Origin of the sequence: Streptomyces sp. NBC_00358, assembly GCF_036099295.1 — a bacterium.
Taxonomy (GTDB): Bacteria; Actinomycetota; Actinomycetes; order Streptomycetales; family Streptomycetaceae; genus Streptomyces.
On sequence record NZ_CP107976.1, the window covers coordinates 6,304,065 to 6,327,176 of the forward strand.

The window sequence follows — 23,112 nt, forward strand, 5'->3', positions numbered from 1 at the left end:
TGCGTTGATTCGTTCAAGAAGTGAAAACATCGCCACCCGATGGCTTGCCAAGCCTTGACTTTTGATCTGGTGGCGGACGAGTGGTTACAGGCGCATGACGCGCAAGTGGACGTACCCAGACGCCTTCGATCTGGGTATGTTCCCCGTCGTCAGGGCAGCCACCGCGACGTCGAGGAGTCGAGACTCGTGTCGGAAAACAAAGATCCCCACGTAGCTGAGAGCGGCGAAAGCGGCGTTGGCGAAGTGAAGTTCGTTTATGACTTCACGGAGGGCAACAGGGACCTCAAGGACCTCCTCGGGGGCAAGGGCGCCAACCTTGCCGAAATGACCAACCTGGGCCTTCCCGTCCCGCCCGGCTTCACCATCACCACCGAGGCGTGCAAGACGTACCTCGACAGTGGCGAGGAGCCGGCGGCACTGCGTGACGAGGTGAGTGCGCACCTCGACGCCCTTGAGGCCAGGATGGGCAAGAAGCTCGGCCAGGCCGACGACCCCCTGCTCGTGTCCGTCCGTTCCGGGGCGAAGTTCTCCATGCCCGGCATGATGGACACCGTCCTGAACATCGGGCTCTCCGACAAGTCGGTCCAGGGCCTCGCCAAGCAGGCAGGCGACGACCGCTTCGCGTGGGACTCGTACCGCCGGCTCATCCAGATGTTCGGCAAGACGGTCCTCGGGGTGGACGGCGAGCTCTTCGAGGAGGCGCTGGAGGCGGCGAAGGTCCTCAAGAAGGTCACCGTCGACACGGACCTCGAAGCGGCCGATCTGAAGAAGCTCGTCACCAAGTTCAAGCGGATCGTCAAGACCGAGGCCGGCCGGGACTTCCCGCAGGAACCGCGCGAGCAGATGGACCTCGCCATCCACGCGGTCTTCGACTCCTGGAACACCGACCGCGCCAAGCTCTACCGCCGTCAGGAGCGCATCCCGCACGACCTCGGCACGGCCGTCAACGTCTGCTCGATGGTCTTCGGCAACCTCGGCCCCGACTCCGGCACCGGCGTCGCCTTCACCCGCGACCCCGCCTCCGGCCACCAGGGCGTGTACGGCGACTACCTCCAGAACGCCCAGGGCGAGGACGTCGTCGCGGGCATCCGCAACACGGTCCCGCTCGCCGAGCTGGAGTCGATCGACAAGAAGTCGTACGACCAGCTCATGCAGATCATGGAGACCCTGGAGAACCACTACAAGGATCTCTGCGACATCGAGTTCACCATCGAGCGCGGCCAGCTCTGGATGCTCCAGACCCGTGTCGGCAAGCGCACGGCGGGCGCGGCCTTCCGCATCGCCACGCAGCTCGTGGACCAGGGCCTGATCGACGAGGCCGAGGCGCTCCAGCGGGTGACCGGCGCCCAGCTCGCGCAGCTCATGTTCCCGCGCTTCGACGAGGACGCGAAGGTCCAGCAGGTCGGCCGGGGCATCGCCGCGTCGCCGGGCGCCGCGGTCGGCAAGGCGGTCTTCGACTCGTACACCGCCGTCAAGTGGTCCCGTTCCGGCGAGAAGGTCATCCTGGTCCGCCGGGAGACCAACCCCGACGACCTGGACGGCATGATCGCGGCCGAGGGCATCCTCACCTCGCGCGGCGGCAAGACCTCCCACGCGGCCGTCGTCGCCCGCGGCATGGGCAAGACCTGTGTCTGCGGCGCCGAGGAGCTGGAGGTCGACACCAAGCGCCGCCGGATGACCGTGCCCGGCGGGCACGTCGTCGAGGAGGGCGACCTCATCTCGATCGACGGCTCCAGCGGCAAGGTGTACCTCGGTGAGGTCCCCGTCGTCCCGTCCCCGGTCGTCGAGTACTTCGAGGGCCGGATGCACGCCGGCGCCGACGACGCCGACGAGCTGGTCGAGGCCGTCCACCGGATCATGGCCTTCGCCGACCGCAAGCGCAGCCTGCGCGTACGGGCCAACGCCGACAACGCCGAGGACGCGCTGCGCGCCCGCCGCTTCGGAGCCCAGGGCATCGGTCTGTGCCGCACGGAGCACATGTTCCTGGGCGACCGCCGCGGGCTGGTCGAGCGCCTGATCCTCGCGGACACCGAGGCCGAGCGCGAGGAGTCGCTGAAGGCGCTCCTGCCGCTCCAGAAGAAGGACTTCGTGGAGCTGTTCTCGGCGATGGACGGCCTCCCGGTCACCGTCCGTCTCCTGGACCCGCCGCTGCACGAGTTCCTGCCGGACATCACCGAGCTGTCGGTGCGGGTCGCGCTCGCCGAGTCCCGCAAGGACGCCAACGAGAACGACCTGCGCCTGCTCCAGGCGGTGCACCGCCTGCACGAGGCGAACCCGATGCTGGGCCTGCGCGGTGTGCGCCTCGGCCTCGTCATCCCCGGCCTGTTCACCATGCAGGTACGGGCCATCGCGGAGGCGGCCGCCGAGCGCAAGAACGCCAAGGGCGACCCGCGCGCGGAGATCATGATCCCGCTCGTCGGCACCGTCCAGGAGCTGGAGATCGTCCGCGAGGAGGCCGACCAGGTCATCGCCGAGGTCGAGGCGGCCACCGGCGTGCACCTGAAGCTGGCGATCGGCACGATGATCGAGCTGCCGCGCGCCGCGCTGACGGCCGGCCAGATCGCCGAGGCGGCGGAGTTCTTCTCCTTCGGCACCAACGACCTCACCCAGACGGTGTGGGGCTTCAGCCGCGACGACGTGGAGGCCTCCTTCTTCACGGCGTACCTGGAGAAGGGCATCTTCGGCGTCAGCCCGTTCGAGACGATCGACAGGGACGGCGTCGGCGCCCTGGTGAAGTCCGCGGTGCAGGCCGGCCGCGCGACGCGCCCCGACCTGAAGCTCGGCGTCTGCGGCGAGCACGGCGGCGACCCCGAGTCGGTCCACTTCTTCCACGAGGTCGGACTCGACTACGTCTCCTGCTCCCCCTTCCGGATCCCCGTCGCCCGCCTGGAAGCGGGCCGCGCGGCCTCCACCTCGAAGGGCAGCGACCACCGGTAGAGACCCCGGAGCCCAGGCCGGTCACCTCACCCTCACCGACCGGCGACGGGCCCCGGCATCCAGAACGAAGGGGCGGCACCCTGTGCGGGGGGCCGCCCCTTCGCGCTCGGTACGTCGTCCCGGGCGCGGGGACCCCCTAGGCTGGGCCGCCCTCAGTCACCTGGAAGGAAACGCCATGTCCGGCTGGAACGCGCAGGACGTCCCCGAGCAGAGCGGGCGCACCGCCGTCGTCACCGGGGCCAACAGCGGGCTCGGTTACGTCAGCGCGCGCGAGCTCGCGCGCAAGGGGGCCCGCGTGGTGCTCGCCTGCCGCAGCGAGCGGCGGGGCGCCGAGGCCGTGGACCGGCTCGTGGCCGAAGTGCCGGGCGCGAACGTCGAGTTCATACGCCTCGACCTCGGAGAACTGGACTCCGTGCGGGAGTTCGTGAGCGTCTTCGAGCGGACGCACGACCGGCTCGATCTCCTCCTCAACAACGCCGGGGTGATGGCCCTGCCCCTCGGCCGCACCGCCGACGGCTTCGAGACGCAGTTCGGGGTCAACCACCTGGGCCACTTCGCGCTGACCGGGCTGCTGTTCCCGGTGATCGCCGAGACCCCCGGCGCGCGGATCGTCACGGTGTCCAGCATGGTGCACGCGCTCTCCGACCTCGACCTCGACGACCTCAACAGCGAGAAGGGGCCCTATCGGAAGTGGATCGCCTACGCCCGGTCCAAGTCCGCCAACCTCCTCTTCACCCGCGAGCTCGCGCGACGGCTGTCCGGCGCCGGGTCCGATGCCGTCGCCGCCGCCGCGCATCCCGGCTACGCCTCCACCAACCTGCAGACCGCAGGGCCGCGTCTTGAGGGGCGCAAGGCCGCCGAGCGGCTGATGGAGCTCGGCAACCGCGTCTTCGCGCAGAGCGCCGAGGCCGGGGCCCTGCCGACGCTCTACGCGGCCACCGCGCCCGGTGTGGAGCCCGACACCTTCGTCGGACCCTCCTTCGCGATGTGGCGCGGCTCGCCCGCGACGTCCTGGCGGGCCCGCTGGACCCGCGACGACACCAGGGCCCAGCAACTGTGGGCCGCGTCGGAACGGCTGACGGGCGTCACCTACGAGGGACTCAAGGGCTGATGGCGACCTGATCAGGCGGTCCGCACCTCGTACGTCGCCACCCGCACGCCGTCGTCGTCCAGGCACCGCCCCGACTCCAGGTCGAAGCGCTGCTTGAGCAGCGGCGAGGCCACGAACGGGCGGCCCCGGTGGGTGCCGGTCAGCCCGCGCGAGAGCACCGCCGCCCCGCTGAACGGGTCACGGTTGTCGATGGCGTACGTCCGTCCCGCCCGGTCGGTGAACAGGGCGGCCTGGCGGCCGTCCGGGAGGAGGGCGGCGACACCCCGCCCCGGGGTCAGCAGGGACAGCTCGCAGACCGTGAACCAGTCGTCCTCCAGCAGGAGCTGGAGCGTGAGGGCGGTCGTCGTCCGGGTCGTCTCGGGTGCCAGGGTCATCGCTGGGCACTTCCTTCCAGGGCTTGCAGGGGACGGTGTCCGATGGTCAGCAGCGGCAGGTCGGGCTTGATCTGGTCGCGCTCGGGAACGAAGCCGACGACCGGGTCCGGGGTGTCCGGGGCGTTCACGAAGGACACGAACCGGCCCAGCCTCTCGGGGTCGTTGATGGTCTCGGCCCACTCGTCCCGGTAGTTCGCGACATGCGCGCTCATCAGCGACTCCAGCTCCTCGCAGATGCCGAGGGAGTCCTCGACCACGACCTCCCGGACGTGGTCCAGGCCGCCCGGAATCCGTTCCAGCCAGGTCGAGGTGCGCTCCAGACGGTCGGCCGTGCGGATGTAGAACATCAGGAAGCGGTCGATGAGCCGGACCAGTTCGGCGTCGCTCAGATCCTGGGCCAGCAGATCCGCGTGGCGGGGGGTCGCGCCGCCGTTGCCGCCGACGTACAGGTTCCAGCCGTTGGAGGTGGCGATGACGCCGAAGTCCTTGGACTGGGCCTCGGCGCACTCGCGGGCGCACCCGGAGACCGCAGACTTCAGCTTGTGCGGCGAGCGCAGACCCCGGTAGCGCAGCTCCAGGTCGATCGCCATCCGGACCGAGTCCTGCACGCCGTACCGGCACCAGGTCTGCCCGACGCAGGACTTCACCGTCCGCAGCGACTTGCCGTACGCGTGCCCGGACTCGAAACCGGCATCCACCAACCGTGCCCAGATCAGCGGCAGTTGCTCCACCCGCGCACCGAACATGTCGATGCGCTGACCGCCCGTGATCTTCGTGTAGAGCCCGAAGTCCCGCGCCACCTCGCCGATCACGATGAGCTTCTCGGGAGTGATCTCGCCGCCGGGGATGCGCGGCACGATCGAGTACGAGCCGTTCTTCTGGAGGTTGGCGAGGAAGTGGTCGTTGGTGTCCTGGAGCGCGGCCTGTTCGCCCGCCAGGACGTAGCCGTCGGCGCCGATCGTCGGGGCGAGGGAGGCGATGACCGAGCCGACGGCGGGTTTGCAGACCTCGCAGCCGTCACCGCCCCGCGCGTCCTCGCGGCCGTACCGGTCGAGCAGCGTCCGGTACGAGGTGATCCGCAGGGCGAGGACGATCTCGTACAGCTCCTCGCGGGTCTGCGCGAAGCAGCCGCACAGGCCGTGGTCGACCTCGACACCGCTCGCGGCCAGTTCCTCGTTGACGAGCTGGCCGAGGACCTTGACGCAACTCCCGCAGCCCGTACCGGCCTTGGTGCACTTCTTGACCTCGGGGACGTTCGTGCAGGAGTGCTCGGTGACCGCGCCGCGGATCGTTCCCTTGGTGACGTTGTGGCAGGAGCAGATGACGGCGGAGTCAGGGAGCGCCGAGGGGCCGAGGGCCACCGGGGCGCCCGCGCCCGCCGGCAGCACCAACTGCTCGGGGGCGATCGGCGGCACCGAGCCGGTGAAGGCGCGCAGGGTGCCGTAGGCGTCGGCGTCGCCGACCAGGATGCCGCCGAGGAGCCGTCCGTCGCGGCCGATGACCAGCTTCTTGTAGATGCCCGAGCGGGAGTCCGAGTAGACGACGTCGAGGCAGTCGGCGGCGGCCCCGTGCGCGTCGCCGAACGAGGCGACGTCGACGCCGAGGAGCTTCAGCTTCGTCGACAGGTCGGCGCCGGTGAAGCTCGCCTCGTCGGCGGCGATCGTGGCGGCGGCCGTCGCGGCCATCTCGTAGCCGGGCGCGACGAGACCGTAGACGCGGCCGTCGGAGGCGAGCGCGCACTCGCCGATCGCGAAGACGGCCGGGTCGGAGGTGCGGCACTGCTCGTCGACCGTGATGCCGCCGCGCTCGCCGACCGTGAGTCCCATGGCGCGGGCGAGCTGGTCGCGCGGCCGGACTCCCGCCGAGAACACCACCAGATCCGTGGGGAGTTCGGAGCCGTCGGACAGCCTCATACCGGTCACGGCGCCGTCGTCGCCGGTCACGATCTCCTGGGTGCCCGTGCCGGTGTGCACGCTCAGGCCCATGTCCTCGATGGTGCGCAGCAGCGCGGCACCCCCGCCGTCGTCCACCTGCACCGGCATCAGGCGCGGCGCGAACTCCACGATGTGCGTGGCCAGTCCGAGTCCCTTGAGCGCGCCTGCCGCCTCAAGTCCCAGCAGACCGCCGCCGACCACCGCTCCGGTCGTCGCCCGCGCCTTCGCGTACTCCTCGATGGCGAGCAGGTCCTCGATCGTGCGGTACACGAAACAGCCCTCGGCGTCCTTGCCGGGGACCGGCGGCACGAAGGGGTAGGAGCCGGTGGCGAGCACGAGAGTGTCGTAGCGGACCGTCAGGCCGGACCTGGCCGTCACCGTGCGCGCGGCCCGGTCGATCGACTCGGCGGGGTCGCCGAGGTGCAGCTCGATGCCGTGCTCCTTGATGAACTCCGCGTCCGTGAGCGAGAGTTCGTCGGGCGTGCGGCCCGAGAAGTACGAGGTGAGCCGGACCCGGTCGTAGGCGGGGCGGGGCTCCTCGCAGAGCACGACCACGCGGTGCGTGGCGGTCGTTCCGCGTTCGGCGAGCGCCTCCAGGAAATGCTGGCCGACCATGCCGTGGCCGACGAGCACGATCGTGTGCGCGTTCCCGGCCGAGGCGTCCGGGACCGTCGCCGTCCCGGTCGTCGCAGTCGTCGCCGCCGTCATCGTCGTATGCGAGGTCATGACCACACCGTGCGGTGCCGGTGTTACCCGGTGGCATCACACCTGTTTCCCGGGAGGAACGCTGCCCTCAGCGGGGACGGGGCCCCGGTGTGAGGGCTCCCGGCGGTACGGGACGGGGCCGGGGGTGGGGTCAGCCGTACCCCCGGTTCACGTGCGGGCACGATCGATCGAGGCGTCCTCGCGCGGAATCCTCTGAAGGGCCGGACCTTGCTCACGAGGGTCGGCCGGATCTTCTGAGGGAAGGCCGGATCTCCCGCGGGAAAGGCCGGACCTCATCCGTGAAGGGCCGGACCCCACTCGCCCAGGACCAGCCGGAGGAACCCGCCATGGCCACCAGCCGCGCACACCGCACCCCGACCGCCCATGACGTCCGGCACGGGCCGCCGCCGGACGACGGCCTCCGGGACCGGCCGGCCCCCTCCCGTGACGAAACCTCCGTACGCGTCCGGCGGTTCGTCCGGGAGCCGTTCACGGCCGACACCTGGCGGCGGGTCGCGTACGCACTGGCGGCCCTGCCGCTGGGGGTGGCCTGCGCCCCGCTGTCGCTGCTGGGAGCCCCGACCGGACGGTGGCAGCGGGCACTCGCCCGGCGCCTCCTCGGCCTCCCCGCGGGCGCCGAGCCGCCGGGTCCCCGGAGGGGGCTCGCCCGCGCGCTCCTCGCGGCGCCCCTCAACCTCCTCGTCCTCGCCGTCACCGGCTACGGCTGGTCCGTCGTGCCGATGAACCTCGGCCGGCCGCTGCGCGCGGGCTCCGACTACGCCGACTCCTGGGGCGGACCCACCTTCGCCGGCGCCTGGGCCTTCCACGCCCTCCTCGGCGGCGTCGGCTTCCTGCTCGTCATGCCGTGGCTCGGCCGGGCCATGGCCGCCGTCCAACTCCGCCTCGCGGCGGCGCTCCTCTCCTAGGTTGGGATTCATGAACCGCCTCCGCGCCACGCTGGGCTTCCCCTTCGGTCGGCGGGCCCTCGCGGCCCTCCTCTACGCGCTGATCGCCTTCCCGCTCGCCCTCGTCGGCTTCGTCCTCACGCTCGTGGGTCTGCTGGTCGGCGGCGCGCTGTCCGTGACCACGCTCGGGCTGTGGCTGATCGCCGGCACCGTACGCGGGGCACTCGCCCTTGGCGGGCTCCAACGCGCCCTGGCGCGCGGCCTGCTGGGGATGGACATCGAGGAACCGGAACGCCGCCCGGGTGCCGGGCCGCTGGGCCGGCGGCGGGCGCTGCTCGCCGACCGGAGCGGCTGGCGCGCCGTCGCCTGCGCGCTGGCGACGCCCTTCACCGCCGTCTTCGGTTACGTCGCCGTCGTCGTCGGCTACGTCTGGGGTGTCCTGCTCACCCTCCACCCCGTCCTCGAACACTGGAACTACGACACCCGGCGGGCCGGCGACGGCACGGAGCGCCGGGTGTCGCTGGAGTTCTTCGGCTTCCAGGTCGACTCCTGGCCGCGCTGGCTGATCCCGGTGGCCCTCGGGCTGCTGCTGCTCGCGACCGCCGCCTGGCTGCTGCGCCAGGCGCTCGCCCCGCACCGATCCTGGATCGCCACCCTGCTCGGCCCGGACCCCGCCGACCGCCGCATCCGCACCCTGGAGGAGACCCGCGCCCAGGCCGTGGACGACGCGGCGGCGACCCTGCGGCGCATCGAACGCGACCTCCACGACGGCACCCAGGCCCGGCTCGTCGGTCTCGCGATGCACCTCACGATGATCAGGGAGCTGATCGGCGCCGGAGCCCCCGAGGACCGGCTGCTCGCCGTCGTCGACACCGCACAGGGCAATGCCCGGCAGGCCATCGCCGACCTGCGCAATCTCGTCAAGGGCATCCATCCGCCCGTACTGGACCAGGGCCTGGACACGGCGCTGGCCACCCTCGCCGCCGACAGCCCGCTGTCCGTCGAGGTGAGCGCCGGCATCGGGGAGCGGCCGATCCCGGCGGTCGAGTCGATCGCCTACTTCTGCGCCGCCGAACTCCTCGCCAACGCCACCAAGCACAGCGGGGCCACCCGGGCCACCGTCACGGTGACCGCCCGGGACGGGCTGCTGCGGCTGACCGTCCGCGACGACGGCCGCGGCGGAGCGGTGATCGGCGCGGGCTCGGGGCTGACCGGACTGCTGGCCCGCGCGCGGACCGTCGACGGCACGCTGGCCTGCGACAGCCCGCCCGGAGGGCCTACCGTGGTCACCGTCGAACTGCCCTGCTGACCCTGGTGAACGGGAGCCCCATGCGCGTCGTCATCGCCGAGGACTCGGCCCTGCTGCGTGACGGTCTTGCCCAACTGCTCCAACTGCGCGGCGTGGAGGTCGTCGCGGCGGTGGGCGACGCGGACGCCCTGCTCGCCGGTGTCGCCGAACACGAGCCGGACGTCGCCGTCGTCGACATCCGGCTGCCGCCGACCCAGACCGACGAGGGCATCCGCGCGGCCGTGCGGCTGCGCCGGGACCACCCCGGCACCGGGGTACTGGTCTTCTCGCAGTATGTGGAGACGACGTACGCCACCCAACTGCTCGGCAATCCTGCGGGGTTCGGCTACCTCCTCAAAGAACGCGTCGTCGACATCGGCGAGTTCGTGGACGCCATGGAGCGCGTCGCCTCCGGCGGTACGGCCCTCGACCCCGAGGTCGTCTCGCAGCTCTTCGGCGCGAGCCGCCGGGTCCGCGCCCTCGACGCCCTCACGCCCCGCGAGCGCGAGGTGCTCGCCCTGATGGCCGAGGGCCGCACCAACCACGCGATCGCCGCCGCCCTCACCGTCTCCGAACGCGCCGTCGAGAAGCACATCGCCAACATCTTCCTGAAGCTCGACCTGCCGCCGTCGGACACCGGCCACCGGCGCGTCCTCGCGGTCCTGCGCTACCTGGACTCGGTGAACTGAGCCGAAGGGACCCGGGCCGTCCCCAGGACCCCGTCGAGGCGAACCTCAGGAGTCGCTCAAGCTTCCCGGCCCCGTGCACAGGGCATCCATCCCGTCCCTTAGGGTCGCGATCATGCCCGACATATCGCTGACCGTGATCCTTGTGCTCTGCGCCGCCGCCCTGGCGGCCGGCTGGATCGACGCCGTGGTCGGCGGCGGAGGGCTGCTCCTGCTGCCCGCCATGCTGCTCGGGCTGCCCGCCGGCACCGCGGCGGCGTACGCGCTCGGCACGAACAAGGCGGTGGCGATCGTCGGCACCACGGGGGCCGCCGTGACGTACGCGCGCAAGACGACCGTCGACGTACGCCTCGCCGTACGGATCGGATGCGCGGCCCTCCTCGGCTCGACGGCGGGGGCGTTCGTCGCGGCCGGGCTGAGCACCGAGGTGCTCAAACCGGTCGTCATGGTCGTCCTGCTCGGCGTCGGCACCTTCGTGATCCTTCGGCCCGCCTTCGGTACGGCCCCGCCGACCACCCCGGTCTCACCGCGCCGCGTGCTCGCCGCGATCGGGCTCGCGGGCCTCGGCATCGGCTTCTACGACGGACTCATCGGCCCCGGGACGGGCACCTTCCTGGTGCTCGCCCTCACCGCGCTGCTCCACCTCGACCTGGTGACCGCGTCCGCCACCGCCAAGATCGTCAACTGCTGCACCAACGCGGGCGCCCTCGCGACCTTCGCCTGGAAGGGCACGGTGTTCTGGGAGCTCGCGGCCCTGATGGCCGTGTTCAATCTGGCCGGCGGCATGGTGGGGGCGCGGACCGCGCTCAAGCAGGGCAGCGGTTTCGTCCGGGTGGTGCTGCTGACGGTGGTGTTCGCGCTGGTGGCGAACCTGGCGTACCAGCAGTGGCTCGCCTGATCTCCGGCCGCCGCCCTTCGCTCCCTCGGACCCCCGCCGCCACGGCCGGACCCCGCCCCCGGCCGGACTCCCGGCGCCCCGGCCGAACTCTCAGCGGCTGCCGGTGAGATGGGCGAAGACGACCACGTTTCCCTGGTAGCCCGACGTCTCCGAGTAGCCGCCGCCGCAGGTGATGACCCGCAGCTCGGGCCGGCGCGCGGCGCCGTAGACCTTGGCGTCCGGGAAGGCGCGGGAGTCGTACACCTCGACCGCGTCGACGGTGAACAGGGCCGTCCGGCCGTCGAGCCGGTCCACCTCGACCGTGCTGCCCTTGCGCAGGGAGCCCAGGTCGTAGAAGACGGCGGGGCCCTCCGCGTTGTCGACGTGCCCGGCCACGATGGCGGTGCCGCGTTCGCCGGGGCTGGTCCCGGCCTCGTACCAGCCGGCCAGGTTCTTCTTCCCGGCGGGCGGCACGTTCAGGCTGCCCTGCGGGGTGAGGCCGAGGCCCATCAGCGGGGCGTTCACGCCGATGGCGGGGATGCGGATGCGGTCCGGCGGGGAGTGCGGCATCGCGGGGGCGCCGGACCGTGCCCGGTCCCCGGCGGCCGCCGCCTGCGCCGCGGACGGCTGGGGCGGCGGGTGCTCCTCGGCGCCGCTGCGCAGCAGCCAGGCACCGGAGCAGAGGGCTACGACGGTGACCGACGCTATGGCGGCATTGCTGACCCGGCGCACGCGAGCCTCCTCACGGGTTCCTTTCCGGTGCCGGGACCGGCCGGGGCCCGGCGGCTGGGGGTGTGCTGACGGTGCCGGTCCCTTCCCTCTCCGGGCCGCGAGGGGCGTCGGGCCACGGAGAGGGAGGGACGGCGGTACCGGCGGACGGACAGCGGAGGATGTCCGTCAGATCCCGTCGCCTCTCGCCCGGCGATGCAGGAGCCAGGTACCGCCCGCGGCGGCGACGGCCAGCGCCGCCACTCCCGCCGCGGTCTGTACGGGGTCGGGGCCCAGCGCGCCGCCGACACCCGTGTTCACATGCCCGCGCGGCTCGATCTCCTCGCGGGTGGAGGCCAGGGTCACCATCAGGTCGCCGGTGACCCGCCGGCCGTGGGAGCACGTCGCGACGATCTCGTACGTCCCCGGCTGCGCGCTCGGCGGCACCCGGAACTGACCGATCGCGTCCTGCTCGTGCGCGCTGGCGGCGAGCGTGAAGGTACCGCCGCCCACCGCGTCGGCGTCCCCGTTCGCGGTGCCGTCCGAGCCGCACGCGGCCGTGTTGACGGTGACGTCGGCGCCGGGGACGGCGCTGGAGGGGAACACCTCCAGGCTCCCGGTGTCCCCGCCGTACACGGGCGCGGCGCCCAGACCCGCGGCGGCGACGGCGAGCGCGGTACCGGTCAGAAGACGTGCGGTACGTCGCATCGTGCTAGCTCCTCCGAGGGGGCGCGGCCCGCGACACCCCCAAGTGCCGCAGCGTCGGTCGTGCCCCTGCCCTTTTGAGGTAAGTGGCACAGGACCGCGCCCGCTCTCTGATGGGTCGTCAGAAATGATGTGAACGGGTGGCAGGACGGGACTCCGGAAGGGGGAAGGCCCTCGGTGTTCCGGCAGGTCACCGGTGTGTGCCCGGCGCGCCGCACACGAGAACCCGAAGGGCCGGGGGCCGGGGGTGTGAATGGGTGACCGGGGCCCGCTCGCCCGCCGTTCGAGGGCTCGGCCGAGCCGGTGGACCGGTCGGTGAACTCCGGTCGCGAGGCGCCCGTTCGAACACGTTTCCACCGTCACCGGCGGAGGGATGTGGATGTCGTGTGGAGACCGGCCGGCGGAGGAGGACTAGGACCCGCCCTCGGCGGACATGCTCCGGACAAGTCGTGGGCAGGCGAACCTGACGGCGCCTGCCCACGGCGACCGGAGGGCGTCCGGGGCCGGAGACCGCCCGGGTCCGGAGGGCTCCCCGGTCCGGGGAGCCCACGGGGTGCGCGGCCGACGGGGACGCGCGGCGTCCGGGACCGAAGTGCCCGGGGCGGTCAGCCCACGGAGACCGCCGACCAGGCCGCCGCCACGGCCTCGTGCTCGGTGCTGCCCGCTCCGTACAGGTCCTTGGCCGCGTTCAGCGTGGCGGTGCGCGCGCCCGCGTAGTTGGTCGACGAGGTCATGTAGACCGTCAGCGCGCGGTACCAGATCTTGCCGACCTTGTCGTGGCCGATGCCGTTGACCGTGGCGCCGTTGCAGGTGGGGGAGTCGTAGGCGACCCCGTTGACCGTCTTCGCGCCGCTGCCCTCGGAGAGAAGATAGGCGAAGTGGTTGGCGACGCCGGAGGAGTAGTGGACGTCGAGGTTGCCGACCGAACTGCTCCAGCAGTCGGCCGAGTTGCCGTCCTTGGAGGGCTTGTCCATGAAGCGGAGCGCGGGCCTGCCGAAACCGGGGCGGACGATCTTCTCGCCGATCAGGTAGTCACCCGGGTCCGAGGCGTTGTCCGCGTACCACTCCACCATGGTGCCGAAGATGTCGGACGTGGCCTCGTTCAGGCCGCCGGACTCGCCCGAGTACGTCAGCGCGGCCGTCTTCGAGGTCACGCCGTGCGACATCTCGTGCCCGGCGACGTCCAGTGCGACCAGCGGCCCGAACGTCGAGCCGTCACCGTCCCCGTACGTCATGCAGAAGCAACTGTCGTCCCAGAAGGCGTTGTTGTAGTTGGTGCCGTAGTGCACGCGGTTGTACGACCCCTTGCCGTCGCCCGCGATGCCGTTCCTGCCGTGGACGTTCTTGTAGTAGTCCCACGTCTCGTCGGTGCCGTACTGCGCGTCCACCGCGGCGGAGGAGCGGTCCGAAGTCGCCCCGGTGCCCCAGTGGTTGTCCGCGTCGGTGAAGAGTGTCGCGGGCGCCCGGCTGATGCAGATCCCGAAGATGCACAGGTCCGTCTTGTTCGCCGCGTCGCCGGTGTACGTGTTCCCGCGCGTCGGGTCCTTCAGCTGGTACGTCGATCCGGAGGCCGTCGTCTCCAGCGGAACGGTGCCGCTGTAGAGCGAGTCGCCGTCGCCCGCCGCCGTCTCGACGCTGTCCCACGCGTCGATCCGCGCGCCGCTGCGGGCGTCGGTCAGGACCGTGCGGGCGACCGGGTTGCCGAGCGGGTCCCGGGCCACCGCGTCGGTGCGCCAGGCGAGCCTCGGAGTGCCGTGCAGGGCGTCGACGACCAGCCGTGGCTTCGCCGTCACCTTCCTCAGCGTCTCACCGGGGTTGGCGGCGCGCAGCGCGTTCACCGCCAGACCGGCCGCCTTCGCTCCGGACAGCTCGGGGGTGACACTCGTCAGCGAAATGGCCTTCCTCGTCGCGCGGTTCGCGCCGCGGTAGGCACCGTCCGGGGCCAGATGAACCACGAAGTCACCGCCGAGAACCGGGAGTTCGCGGTACGTCCGGTCGTACCGCACATGCTGGGTGCCGTCCTTGTCGACGACGACGTCCCGGACGGAGGTGTGCTGCGCCGAGGTGAGGCCCAGGTCCGTGGCGTGGGCCACCAGCGCCGAGACCGCGTTCTCGATCGCGGTGTCCCGGGTCGGCCGGGCTTCGGCGTTCGCGGCGGGGGCGAGCGCGGCGGCCAGCAGGGTGGCCGTCGTCACGGCCGCTCCGGCGGTGGCGAGAGAGGAACCTCGGATGTGCCGTATTCGACTCATCGGTCTCCTTGGAAAGGTGCCTTGGGGAGGGCGCGTGGGGGAGAGGGGCATGCGTGGGGCAGGGGTGAGGGGGGGAGAGGTGCGTGGGGGGAGGCGCTGAGAGCTGACTCAGATTTAAAGGTGCATGACATGCCCTGTCCATAGGGCCTGTCGGGTGCGTGCGGGATGCGGCGAGAATCGTTTCCGTACCCTCACGAATGGAGGCGATCATGGAACTGCCGGCCTGCCTGACCGTCCTGACCACGACGGACGCGGCGGAGAAGGCGGGGGAGCTGGCCCGTGGCGCGGTGGCGGCGCGGGTCGCGGCCTGCGCGCAGATCTCGGGGCCGGTCACCTCCGTCTACCGCTGGGAGGGCGCCGTACGGACCGACTCCGAGTGGCAGATCCAGTTCAAGACGACCGTGGCGCGCTACCCCGCGCTGGAGGCGTATCTCCTGGACGCCCACGGCTACGACACACCCGAGATCATCGCGACCCCGGTCGTGGCGGGGAGCCCGGACTATCTGCGCTGGCTGGAGGAGGAGACGGCCCCTTGAGCCGCCCGAGCTCCTTCGGTGAAGCGGAACTGCCCTTCTTCGTCTACGGCACCCTGCGCCCCGGCGAGCACAACCACGACCTGTTCCTGCGCGGCCGGACCCGGTCCGAGGAGCCCGCACGGATGCGCGGGCTCTCGCTGTACGCGGGGCCCGGATACCCGTACGCCGTCGAGGAACCCGGCGGCGTGGTGAGCGGCGAACTCGTGACCGCGCTCTCCGGGGCGTACCGGGAACTCCTCGCGGCACTGGACGAGTTGGAGGAGTACACGCCGGGCGATCCGCGCAACCTGTACGAGCGGGTCGTGCGCGAGGCCGTGCGAGGGGACGGCCGCACGGCCGTACGGGCCTGGGTGTACGTTGCCGCCCCCGCGGTCGCCTCCCGCCTGCGCACCGACGGCAAGCCGGTCGAGAACGGTGACTGGCACGGCGACGGGGGAGACACCCCGGCGCGCCGGCCCGGCTGAGGCGCCCGGCAGGACGCGTCGCGCGAGGCCGCGCCGACGGCCGGGGACGGGCCCGCCGAGCGGGCCGGGATCCGGGTGGCAGGCGGCTCCGCACCTGGCGCCGCGGCGCGCGAGGGGGTTCCGGCGGGCGGGGGGGCCCGCCGTGCCGGGTGCACCCGTGCGGGTGGCGGCCCCGTGCGCCCCCGGCGGCGCGGGTGTTCCCGCATCTAGGGTCCGGCCATGACCGACCGTGACTTGACCAGGCGACGTGTCCTCGCGCTCAGCGGGGCGGCCGTCGGCGCCGCCCTGGGCATCGGGCTCGGCTCCTGCTCGGCGGACCCCGGGCCGGGCGGACACTCCGGCACCGGCACCACCACCAACACCGGTTCCGATTCGACCCGGGCCCCCAAGCCCGTCGAGCGGCCCGGGACGCAGGGCCCGAACGGGGGCTGACCCGAAGGACATCGAGGCCGCCGCCGGTGCGCCAGGTGATGTGGTGCCAGGCCCCCGTCTAGCGGGCCGAGGCGAGCGCCCGGGCCACCCCGTGCTCCTTCGGCCCCAGGAAACGCGGATCCGGCTCGAACACCGCGTCCAGCGCGGCCTTGCCCGCCGCGAAGATCTCCCGGGTGCCGCCGTAGTACCAGGTGGCGTCGTGCTTGGCGTCGACGCCGATGCCGTACGAGCGGACGCCCGCCGCCTGGCACAGCGCGAGAGCGCGGCGGATGTGGAAGCCCTGGCTGATCAGGACCGCCTCGTGGACACCGAAGATCCTGCGGGCGCGGACGCAGGAGTCCCAGGTGTCGAAGCCGGCGTAGTCGCTGACGATCCGGCGCGCGGGCACCCCGTGCGCCGTCAGATAGGAACGCATCGCGTCGGGCTCGTCGTAGTCCTTGCGGCTGTTGTCGCCGGTGACGAGGACGACCTTGATCCGGCCCTCCCGGTACAGCTTCGCGGCGGCGTCCAGGCGGTGGGCGAGATACAGGGACGGGCCGCCGTCCGACAGACCCGCGCCGAACACGATGGCGACCTCGGTGCGCGGAGCGTCCGCGGTGGTCCGCAGCCGGTCGCCCGTGGCCACGTACAGCCAGGTGGCCGGGAGTAGCGCCAGCACGCACAGCACCATCAGCGCCTGCACGGCCCGCCGTTGTCCCTTGCGCGTACGCGGCAGGGGCGGCAGACGGAGCAGACGGGGTCGGCGGAAGCTCGGGCGCTTCGGGCGCGGCAGGCGCGGCATGATCGATGTCCCCCAGGTGTCGTCACGCGCGGCGGCGCGGGGGCCGGCCGGCGCGTGCGGCGGTGCTCGCGTCGGCCGGGTCCGGCCTCCGCAGCCGATTCCGCTTCGGTTCTCGGCTCGCTTCTCGTCTGTTCGTCGCTGTGCCCGCCGGTGCGGCTCCCGTGCCGGATTCCGCGTCGCCGTTCGTCATATGAGGACGCATCGTAAGGCCGTTCGGTTCGCCCGCCTCCACCGGCCTCGGGCACCCGGCAGGAAGGAGTCGCAGGTGGGAGCGGCTCACACCGTGCCGCAGCCGCCCGGTGAACCGACGGAAAACACCCGTCATACCCATGCAACGGCCCGGCAACCTCCTACCGCCAGGATCGATCCATGACGGCGTCGAACCCCGCTCGCGACGAGTCCTCCCAACGCCCCGGCGGCCCGCCGCCCCGCGGCGCCCATCCCGAAGGCCACCTCGACAGTACGGCGCAACTCATGAACCGGATCGCCGGCCAACTCGGCAGCCAGCTCAGCCTCGTCTCGCTCGACGGCACCCGGCGTCCGCCGCCGCCCGCGCTGGTCCTGGTCGCCCACGGCAGCCGCGACCCGCGCGCCCTGGCCACCGTGCGCTCCCTGATGGAACGCGTCCGCGAGCTGCGCCCGCACCTGTCCGTGCGCCTCGGCCACATCGAGCTCAACGAGCCCCCGCTCCGCGACACACTCGCCTCCCTGGCCGGCCGGGAGGACGCCGTCCTCGTACCCCTGCTGCTCGGTCGCGGCTACCACGTACGGCGCGACATCCCCGAGACCGCGGCGGCCGTTCCCGGCCTGCGCGCCCGCGTCGCCGATCCGCTCGGCCCGCACCCGCTGCTCGTGGAAACGCTCTACGCCCGTCTGGTCGACGCCGGTTGGCGCACCAGGATGAGCGACTCGGCCCGGCGCGCGAGCGCCGTCGTCCTCGCGTCCGCCGGGTCCCGTGCCCCGGACTCGGCCGCCGACACCCGCCGCACCGCCCAACTGCTCGCCGAACGACTCGGTGTGCCGGTCGTCCCGGCGTACGCCTCCGCGGCCGCGCCGACCGTCCCCGCCGCCGTGCGCTCCCTCGCCGCCCGGGGCCGCCACCGGATCGCCGTCGCCTCGTACTTCACCGCTCCCGGCCGCTTCGCCACGCAGAGCGCCGAGGCCGCCCCCTGGATCTGCGCCGAACCCCTGGGCGACCACCCGGCGATGGCCCGGCTGGTCCTGCACCGCTACGACCAGGCCGTCGCGGCCCCCGAGTCCGCCCGGGAGCGCACCCTGGTCCCGGCCTGAACCCGACGCCTCCCGCACGCCTGACACCGCGCGGACGGCGGCCGCGTCCCGATTGTCACCGCCTGCGTCTACTGTCGGTACATGGAAGGCATGGCACCGAGGACCGAAGACACCGCACCGCAGGCACACGGGAACAACACCGCGCACGAGAACAAGACGCCGCACGAGAACGACACCGCGCACCACGAGTACGACGTGTCGGCCGTCGAGCGCTGGGCCGTCGAGCCCGACAAACGCCCCGGCCGCACCGCCTTCCAGCGCGACCGCGCCCGCGTGCTGCACTCCGCGGCCCTGCGCCGACTCGCGGGCAAGACCCAGGTCGTCACCCCCGGCACCCTTCCCCAGGTGCTCGGTCCCGCCGGATCGGGCGGAGCGCCCATCCAGGTGTGGGACGCCAGTCCGCGGACGCGGCTGACCCACTCCCTGGAGTGCGCCCAGGTGGGCCGCGAACTGGGCGCCGCGCTCGGCTGCGACCCGGACCTGGTCGAGGCGGCCTGCCTCTCGCACGACCTGGGCCACCCGCCCTTCGGACACAACGGCGAACAGGCGCTCAACGAATTCGCCGAGGACTGCGGCGGGTTCGAGGGCAACGCCCAGTCGCTGCGGCTGCTCACCCGGATCGAGCCCAAGCGCTTCGTGCGCAGCGACATGGTGACCTCGGCCGCCGCCGCACCGGACGACGACCTCGTCAGCGTCGGCCTCAACCTCACCCGCGCCGCCCTCGACGCCGCCACCAAGTACCCCTGGCCGAGAGGCGCCCGTCCCGCCGACCCGAAGTCCCCGAAATTCGGGGTCTACGAGGACGACCGGCCGGTCTTCGACTGGATCCGCCAGGGCGCCCCCGGCACGCGTACCTGCTTCGAGGCCCAGGTGATGGACTGGTCCGACGACGTGGCCTACTCGGTGCACGACGTCGAGGACGGCCTGCACGCCGGCCACATCGACACCGCGAGCCTGCACTCCGAACCGGAACGCCAGGAGATCTTCGCCGTCGCCATCGGGCGGTACGTGCCCGACGACACCGATCCGGCCGAGCTGTCCGAGGCCCTCGACCGGCTCCTCCGCCAGGAGTGGTGGCCGCACGGATACGACGGATCGGGCGTCGCGCAGGCCCGGCTGAAGGACGCCACCAGCCAGCTCATCGGCCGTTTCTGCCTGGCCGCGGAGGGCGCGACCCGCGCGCGGTACGGCAGCGGACGCCTCACCCGGTACGCGGCGGAACTGGTCGTCCCGCGTGACGCCCGGTACGAGTGCGCCGTCCTCAAGGCGGTCGCCGACCGGTACGTGATGCAGCGCGCCGAGCAGGAGCGGCTCCGCGCCGACCAGCGGATCGTCGTCGCCGAGCTCGCCGAGGCGCTCACCGCCCGCGCCCCCGAGGTACTGGACCCGCAGTTCCGGGCGCTGTTCGAGCACGCGACCGACGACCGAGCCCGCAAGCGGGCGATCGTCGACCAGATCGCATCCCTCACGGATGCCTCGGCGCGTTCCCTGCACCTCAGGCTCACCACGCGTTCCCATGGGAGCGGACAAGTGTGACCCTGCGTGGCCTGATCGGGCCACTACCCCTTCCCGCATCACGCTCCGTGCGGGACGCTCGCATATGGCGACATCCTTACGAGGAGGCATCAAGTGGTCGACGCGGATCAGACATTCGTCATCGTCGGAGGAGGCCTGGCAGGCGCCAAGGCGGCCGAGACGCTCCGAGCGGAGGGCTTCACCGGCCGCGTGATACTGATCTGCGACGAGCGCGACCACCCCTACGAACGTCCGCCGCTGTCCAAGGGCTACCTCCTCGGCAAGGAGGAGCGCGACAGCGTCTTCGTGCACGAACCCGCCTGGTACGCGCAGAACGACATCGAGCTGCACCTCGGCCAGACCGTCGACGCCATCGACCGCACGGCCAGAACCGTCCGGTTCGGCGACGACGGCACCCTTGTCCACTACGACAAACTGCTCATCGTCACCGGCGCCGAGCCGCGTCGCCTCGACATCCCGGGCACCGACCTCGCCGGCGTCCACCACCTGCGCCGCCTCGCCCACGCCGAGCGCCTCAAGGGCGTCCTCGCCGCGCTGGGCCGGGACAACGGCCATCTCGTCATCGCCGGAGCCGGCTGGATCGGCCTGGAGGTCGCCGCCGCGGCCCGCGAGTACGGCGCCGAGGTCACCGTCGTCGAACCCGCGGCGACCCCGCTGCACAACGTGCTCGGGCCCGAACTGGGCCAGCTCTTCGCCGAACTGCACCGCGAGCACGGCGTCCGCTTCCACTTCGGGGCCCAGCTCACCGAGATCGTCGGCCAGGACGGCATGGTGCTGGCCGCCCGTACCGACGACGGCGAGGAGCACCCCGCCCACGACGTCCTCGCGGCCATCGGCGCCGCCCCGCGCACCGGCCTCGCCGAGGCCGCGGGCCTGGAGCTGGCCGAGCGGGCGCACGGCGGCGGCATCGCGGTCGACGAACGGCTGCGCACCTCCGACCCCGATGTGTACGCCGCCGGTGACGTCGCCTCCTTCCACCACAGCCTCTTCGGCACCCGGCTGCGCGTCGAGCACTGGGCCAACGCCCTCAACGGCGGACCGGCCGCCGCCCGCTCGATGCTGGGCCGCGGAACGACGTACGACCGCGTGCCCTACTTCTTCTCGGACCAGTACGACGTGGGCCTGGAGTACTCGGGCTGGGCGCCCCCGGGGTCGTACGACGAGGTGGTGATCCGCGGCGACGCGGGCAAGCGGGAGTTCATCGCCTTCTGGGTGAAGGAGGGGAGACTGCTGGCCGGGATGAACGTGAATGTGTGGGACGTCACGGACCCCATCCAGCGGCTCATCCGATCCCGGGCCCGGGTGGACACCGACGCGCTCGCCGACCCGCATGTTCCGCTGGAGAGCCTGGCCCCCTGACGGGCCGGCCGGCGGGCTCCCGCACCGCCCAGGCGCCGGGGAATCCGGGGGCGCGCCCTCGGACCCCGGCCGCCGGTCGTTCACCTGCCCCTGGAGTGTCGGTGCGGCCCCGTAGAATCACCACGTGGCAGGCAGGATCAATGACGAGGACGTGAAGGCTGTTCGGGACGCGGTCCCGATCGACGCCGTGGTGTCCGAGTACCTCCAGCTCCGCAACGCGGGCGGCGGAAACCTCAAGGGTCTCTGCCCCTTCCACGACGAGAAGTCACCGTCCTTCCAGGTCAGCCCCAGCAAGGGACTGTTCCACTGCTTCGGCTGCCAGGAGGGCGGCGACACCATCACGTTCGTGATGAAGGTCGACCACCTCACGTTCTCCGAGTCGGTCGAGCGCCTCGCCGCCCAGGCCGGCATCACCCTGCGTTACGAGGAGGGCGGGTACAACCCCGCCCACCAGCGAGGCGAGCGCATCCGCCTGGTCGAGGCGCACAACGCGGCCGCCAAGTTCTACATCGAGCAGCTCGACAGCAGCCCCGAGGCCGACGCGGGGCGCTCGTTCCTCGCCGAGCGCGGCTTCGACCAGGCCGCCGCCGCCCACTTCGGTGTCGGCTACAGCCCCCAGGGCTGGGACCACCTCACCCGCCATCTGCGCGGCAAGGGCTTCACCGACAAGGAGCTGGTCCTCTCCGGCCTCTCCCAGGAGGGCCGGCGCGGCCCCATCGACCGCTTCCGCGGACGCCTCATGTGGCCGATCCGCGACATCGGCGGCGAGGTCGTCGGCTTCGGCGCCCGCAAGCTGTACGAGTCCGACAACGGCCCGAAGTACCTGAACACGCCCGACACCGCGATCTACCGGAAATCCCAGGTCCTGTACGGCATCGACCTCGCCAAGAAGGACATCGCCAAGAGCAGCCGGGCGGTCGTCGTCGAGGGCTACACCGACGTCATGGCCTGCCACCTGGCCGGCATCACCACGGCCATCGCGACCTGCGGCACCGCGTTCGGCGGCGACCACATCAAGATCCTCCGCCGGCTCCTGATGGACAACGGCTCGGCCCGGGTGATCTTCACCTTCGACGGCGACGCGGCCGGCCAGAAGGCCGCCCTGCGCGCCTTCGAGGACGACCAGAAGTTCGCCGCCGAGACCTACATCGCCATCGCGCCCGACGGCATGGACCCCTGCGAACTGCGCCTCGCCAAGGGCGACGCGGCCGTCGCCGACCTGGTCGAACCCCGCACCCCGCTCTTCGAGTTCGCGCTGCGCCAGATCGTCCTGCGCTACGACCTGGAGACCCCGGCCGGGCGCGCCGCCGCACTCGACGAGGCCGCCCCGATCGTCGCCCGCATCAAGAACAGCGGCGCGCAGCACGAGGTCGCCGTGCAGCTCGCCGGCATGCTCGGCATCCTCGACACCCAGTTCGTCGTCAAGAGGGTGTCCCAGCTGGCCCGTTGGGCCCGCGACCGTGGCGGTATGGGCCCCGCGCCGGCCGGCGGCCGCCCCCAGCAGACCTACGCCGCCACCCAGGCGCCCACCGGTGGCGGCCCGGCCCTCACCCTGCGCAACCCCGTCTTCGCCACCGAGCGCGAGCTGCTCAAACTCGCCCTCCAGAGACCGGAGTTGGTCGCCCCGGCGTTCGACGCGTACGGCATGGACGAGTTCACCGCCGCGCCGTACGCGGCCGTGCGCCAGGCCGTCATGGACGCGGGCGGCGCCGAGTACGGCGTCCAGGACCCCCAGGAGTACCTGATCCGGGTCCGCGACGCCGCCCCGGACGACGTGGTGCGGGCGATGGTCACCGAGCTGGCCGTCGAGGCGATCATGCGCAAGACCGTCGACGAGACCTACGCGGGCGACCAGCTCGTCGCGGTCCGCCGCCGCGCCGTCGACCGCCGCATCCGGGACGTCCAGGGCTCCCTGTCCCGGCTCAGCGCGGGCGGCGACCCGGCCCAGCTCGCCGCCGTACAGAACGAGTTGTGGGTCCTCCAGCAGTACGGGCAGGCGCTCCGCGAGAAGGGCGCCGAAGCCCTCTGAGGCCGGACGGCGGGGTTCCGGGGCTGTTCCACGGGTGAACCGGCGGGACCGCCGGGGCGGGGCGGGCGCTCGGAGCGACCGGCGCACATGCCAATACCGCACCCCCTTCCGGGGGTTTCGTCTTCGCTGAGCTGCGCACTCGTGCGGGACAGTCACCACGCGGTCACGAACCGGACGCAAAAAGTCACCGCACGCCCCTCGTGGCG

Annotated in this window: 19 protein-coding genes; 13 read left to right on the forward strand and 6 right to left on the reverse strand. The window is 72.3% G+C overall.

Translation table 11 applies throughout. The features are described from left to right. The first annotated feature begins 186 nt into the window (after window positions 1-186). Together ppdK and OHT01_RS26845 are read left to right on the forward strand one after the other, a co-directional pair. A complete protein-coding gene (gene ppdK / locus OHT01_RS26840; RefSeq protein ID WP_328555674.1) occupies window positions 187-2,937 on the forward strand; it encodes a pyruvate, phosphate dikinase in 2,751 nt (916 codons plus the stop codon). 175 nt (window positions 2,938-3,112) lie between these two features. Then, window positions 3,113-4,048: an oxidoreductase gene (locus tag OHT01_RS26845; RefSeq protein ID WP_328555675.1), complete on the forward strand. Its 936-nt coding sequence runs from the start codon at window positions 3,113-3,115 to the stop codon at window positions 4,046-4,048. An 11-nt stretch (window positions 4,049-4,059) separates the two neighbouring features. Here the strand turns inward: OHT01_RS26845 and nirD are convergent, their stop codons facing one another. Next, window positions 4,060-4,422, reverse strand: coding sequence for a nitrite reductase small subunit NirD (nirD, locus tag OHT01_RS26850; RefSeq protein WP_328555676.1), 363 nt, complete (start codon window positions 4,420-4,422; stop codon window positions 4,060-4,062). Next, window positions 4,419-7,064, reverse strand: a complete 2,646-nt coding sequence (gene nirB / locus OHT01_RS26855) for a nitrite reductase large subunit NirB (RefSeq protein WP_443043551.1) — start codon at window positions 7,062-7,064, stop codon at window positions 4,419-4,421. Before nirB ends, nirD begins: the two co-directional genes overlap by 4 nt. A gap of 344 nt (window positions 7,065-7,408) precedes the next feature. Between nirB and OHT01_RS26860 the strand changes: the two genes are divergently transcribed. The 4 genes from OHT01_RS26860 to OHT01_RS26875 all read left to right on the forward strand — a co-directional run bounded on the left by OHT01_RS26860 (window position 7,409) and on the right by OHT01_RS26875 (window position 10,838). Further along, a complete protein-coding gene (locus OHT01_RS26860; protein ID WP_328555677.1) occupies window positions 7,409-7,987 on the forward strand; it encodes a hypothetical protein in 579 nt (192 codons plus the stop codon). A 10-nt stretch (window positions 7,988-7,997) separates the two neighbouring features. Next, a complete protein-coding gene (locus tag OHT01_RS26865) occupies window positions 7,998-9,275 on the forward strand; it encodes a sensor histidine kinase (protein ID WP_328555678.1) in 1,278 nt (425 codons plus the stop codon). Between the two features lie 20 nt (window positions 9,276-9,295). Further along, the gene (locus OHT01_RS26870; RefSeq protein WP_328555679.1) at window positions 9,296-9,943 is read left to right on the forward strand and encodes a response regulator transcription factor; all 648 of its coding nucleotides are present in this window, start codon (window positions 9,296-9,298) and stop codon (window positions 9,941-9,943) included. 112 nt (window positions 9,944-10,055) lie between these two features. Beyond that, window positions 10,056-10,838 carry a sulfite exporter TauE/SafE family protein gene (locus tag OHT01_RS26875; RefSeq protein WP_328555680.1) on the forward strand — a complete coding sequence of 261 codons (783 nt, stop codon included), beginning with the start codon at window positions 10,056-10,058 and terminating at the stop codon, window positions 10,836-10,838. A 90-nt stretch (window positions 10,839-10,928) separates the two neighbouring features. Here the strand turns inward: OHT01_RS26875 and OHT01_RS26880 are convergent, their stop codons facing one another. The 3 genes from OHT01_RS26880 to OHT01_RS26890 form a co-directional block, all read right to left on the reverse strand. Then, entirely contained in the window at window positions 10,929-11,549 is a 621-nt protein-coding gene (locus OHT01_RS26880; protein ID WP_328555681.1) for a class F sortase, read from the reverse strand. Between the two features lie 165 nt (window positions 11,550-11,714). Beyond that, window positions 11,715-12,233: a hypothetical protein gene (locus tag OHT01_RS26885; RefSeq protein ID WP_328555682.1), complete on the reverse strand. Its 519-nt coding sequence runs from the start codon at window positions 12,231-12,233 to the stop codon at window positions 11,715-11,717. Window positions 12,234-12,835: 602 nt separating this feature from the next. Continuing rightward, entirely contained in the window at window positions 12,836-14,479 is a 1,644-nt protein-coding gene (locus OHT01_RS26890; RefSeq protein ID WP_328555683.1) for a M4 family metallopeptidase, read from the reverse strand. Between the two features lie 209 nt (window positions 14,480-14,688). Between OHT01_RS26890 and cutA the strand changes: the two genes are divergently transcribed. From cutA to OHT01_RS26905, 3 genes are all read left to right on the forward strand, one after another. Further along, a complete protein-coding gene (gene cutA / locus OHT01_RS26895) occupies window positions 14,689-15,015 on the forward strand; it encodes a divalent-cation tolerance protein CutA (RefSeq protein WP_328555684.1) in 327 nt (108 codons plus the stop codon). Beyond that, complete coding sequence (locus OHT01_RS26900; RefSeq protein ID WP_328555685.1) at window positions 15,012-15,479, forward strand: gamma-glutamylcyclotransferase family protein; 468 nt, start codon at window positions 15,012-15,014, stop codon at window positions 15,477-15,479. The genes cutA and OHT01_RS26900 overlap by 4 nt, the downstream gene beginning before the upstream one ends. A 219-nt stretch (window positions 15,480-15,698) precedes the next feature. Next, window positions 15,699-15,911, forward strand: coding sequence for a hypothetical protein (locus OHT01_RS26905; RefSeq protein ID WP_328555686.1), 213 nt, complete (start codon window positions 15,699-15,701; stop codon window positions 15,909-15,911). 58 nt (window positions 15,912-15,969) lie between these two features. On the opposite strand, the gene OHT01_RS26910 is transcribed toward OHT01_RS26905, so the two are convergent. Continuing rightward, entirely contained in the window at window positions 15,970-16,692 is a 723-nt protein-coding gene (locus OHT01_RS26910; protein WP_328555687.1) for a SanA/YdcF family protein, read from the reverse strand. A 369-nt stretch (window positions 16,693-17,061) separates the two neighbouring features. On the opposite strand from OHT01_RS26910, the gene OHT01_RS26915 reads away from it, so the two are divergent. From OHT01_RS26915 to dnaG, 4 genes are all read left to right on the forward strand, one after another. Continuing rightward, window positions 17,062-17,982, forward strand: a complete 921-nt coding sequence (locus OHT01_RS26915) for a sirohydrochlorin chelatase (RefSeq protein ID WP_443043443.1) — start codon at window positions 17,062-17,064, stop codon at window positions 17,980-17,982. 81 nt (window positions 17,983-18,063) lie between these two features. After that, entirely contained in the window at window positions 18,064-19,518 is a 1,455-nt protein-coding gene (locus OHT01_RS26920; protein ID WP_328555688.1) for a deoxyguanosinetriphosphate triphosphohydrolase, read from the forward strand. Between the two features lie 93 nt (window positions 19,519-19,611). Next, on the forward strand, window positions 19,612-20,877 hold the full coding sequence (locus OHT01_RS26925) for an NAD(P)/FAD-dependent oxidoreductase (protein ID WP_328555689.1): 1,266 nt from the start codon (window positions 19,612-19,614) through the stop codon (window positions 20,875-20,877). Window positions 20,878-21,001: 124 nt separating this feature from the next. Then, entirely contained in the window at window positions 21,002-22,906 is a 1,905-nt protein-coding gene (gene dnaG / locus OHT01_RS26930) for a DNA primase (protein ID WP_328555690.1), read from the forward strand. Window positions 22,907-23,112 lie beyond the last annotated feature (206 nt).

What these genes read in the sequence shown, in the direction of transcription:
- OHT01_RS26845 (WP_328555675.1), top strand. Translation starts at nt 3,113, where the DNA reads ATGTCCGGCTGGAACGCGCAGGACGTCCCCGAGCAGAGCGGGCGCACC.
- nirD (WP_328555676.1), bottom strand. Translation starts at nt 4,422, where the DNA reads ATGACCCTGGCACCCGAGACGACCCGGACGACGACCGCCCTCACGCTC.
- nirB (WP_443043551.1), bottom strand. Translation starts at nt 7,064, where the DNA reads ATGACGGCGGCGACGACTGCGACGACCGGGACGGCGACGGTCCCGGAC.
- OHT01_RS26860 (WP_328555677.1), top strand. Translation starts at nt 7,409, where the DNA reads ATGGCCACCAGCCGCGCACACCGCACCCCGACCGCCCATGACGTCCGG.
- OHT01_RS26865 (WP_328555678.1), top strand. Translation starts at nt 7,998, where the DNA reads ATGAACCGCCTCCGCGCCACGCTGGGCTTCCCCTTCGGTCGGCGGGCC.
- OHT01_RS26870 (WP_328555679.1), top strand. Translation starts at nt 9,296, where the DNA reads ATGCGCGTCGTCATCGCCGAGGACTCGGCCCTGCTGCGTGACGGTCTT.
- OHT01_RS26875 (WP_328555680.1), top strand. Translation starts at nt 10,056, where the DNA reads ATGCCCGACATATCGCTGACCGTGATCCTTGTGCTCTGCGCCGCCGCC.
- OHT01_RS26885 (WP_328555682.1), bottom strand. Translation starts at nt 12,233, where the DNA reads ATGCGACGTACCGCACGTCTTCTGACCGGTACCGCGCTCGCCGTCGCC.
- OHT01_RS26890 (WP_328555683.1), bottom strand. Translation starts at nt 14,479, where the DNA reads ATGAGTCGAATACGGCACATCCGAGGTTCCTCTCTCGCCACCGCCGGA.
- cutA (WP_328555684.1), top strand. Translation starts at nt 14,689, where the DNA reads ATGGAACTGCCGGCCTGCCTGACCGTCCTGACCACGACGGACGCGGCG.
- OHT01_RS26905 (WP_328555686.1), top strand. Translation starts at nt 15,699, where the DNA reads ATGACCGACCGTGACTTGACCAGGCGACGTGTCCTCGCGCTCAGCGGG.
- OHT01_RS26910 (WP_328555687.1), bottom strand. Translation starts at nt 16,692, where the DNA reads ATGCCGCGCCTGCCGCGCCCGAAGCGCCCGAGCTTCCGCCGACCCCGT.
- OHT01_RS26915 (WP_443043443.1), top strand. Translation starts at nt 17,062, where the DNA reads ATGACGGCGTCGAACCCCGCTCGCGACGAGTCCTCCCAACGCCCCGGC.
- OHT01_RS26920 (WP_328555688.1), top strand. Translation starts at nt 18,064, where the DNA reads ATGGAAGGCATGGCACCGAGGACCGAAGACACCGCACCGCAGGCACAC.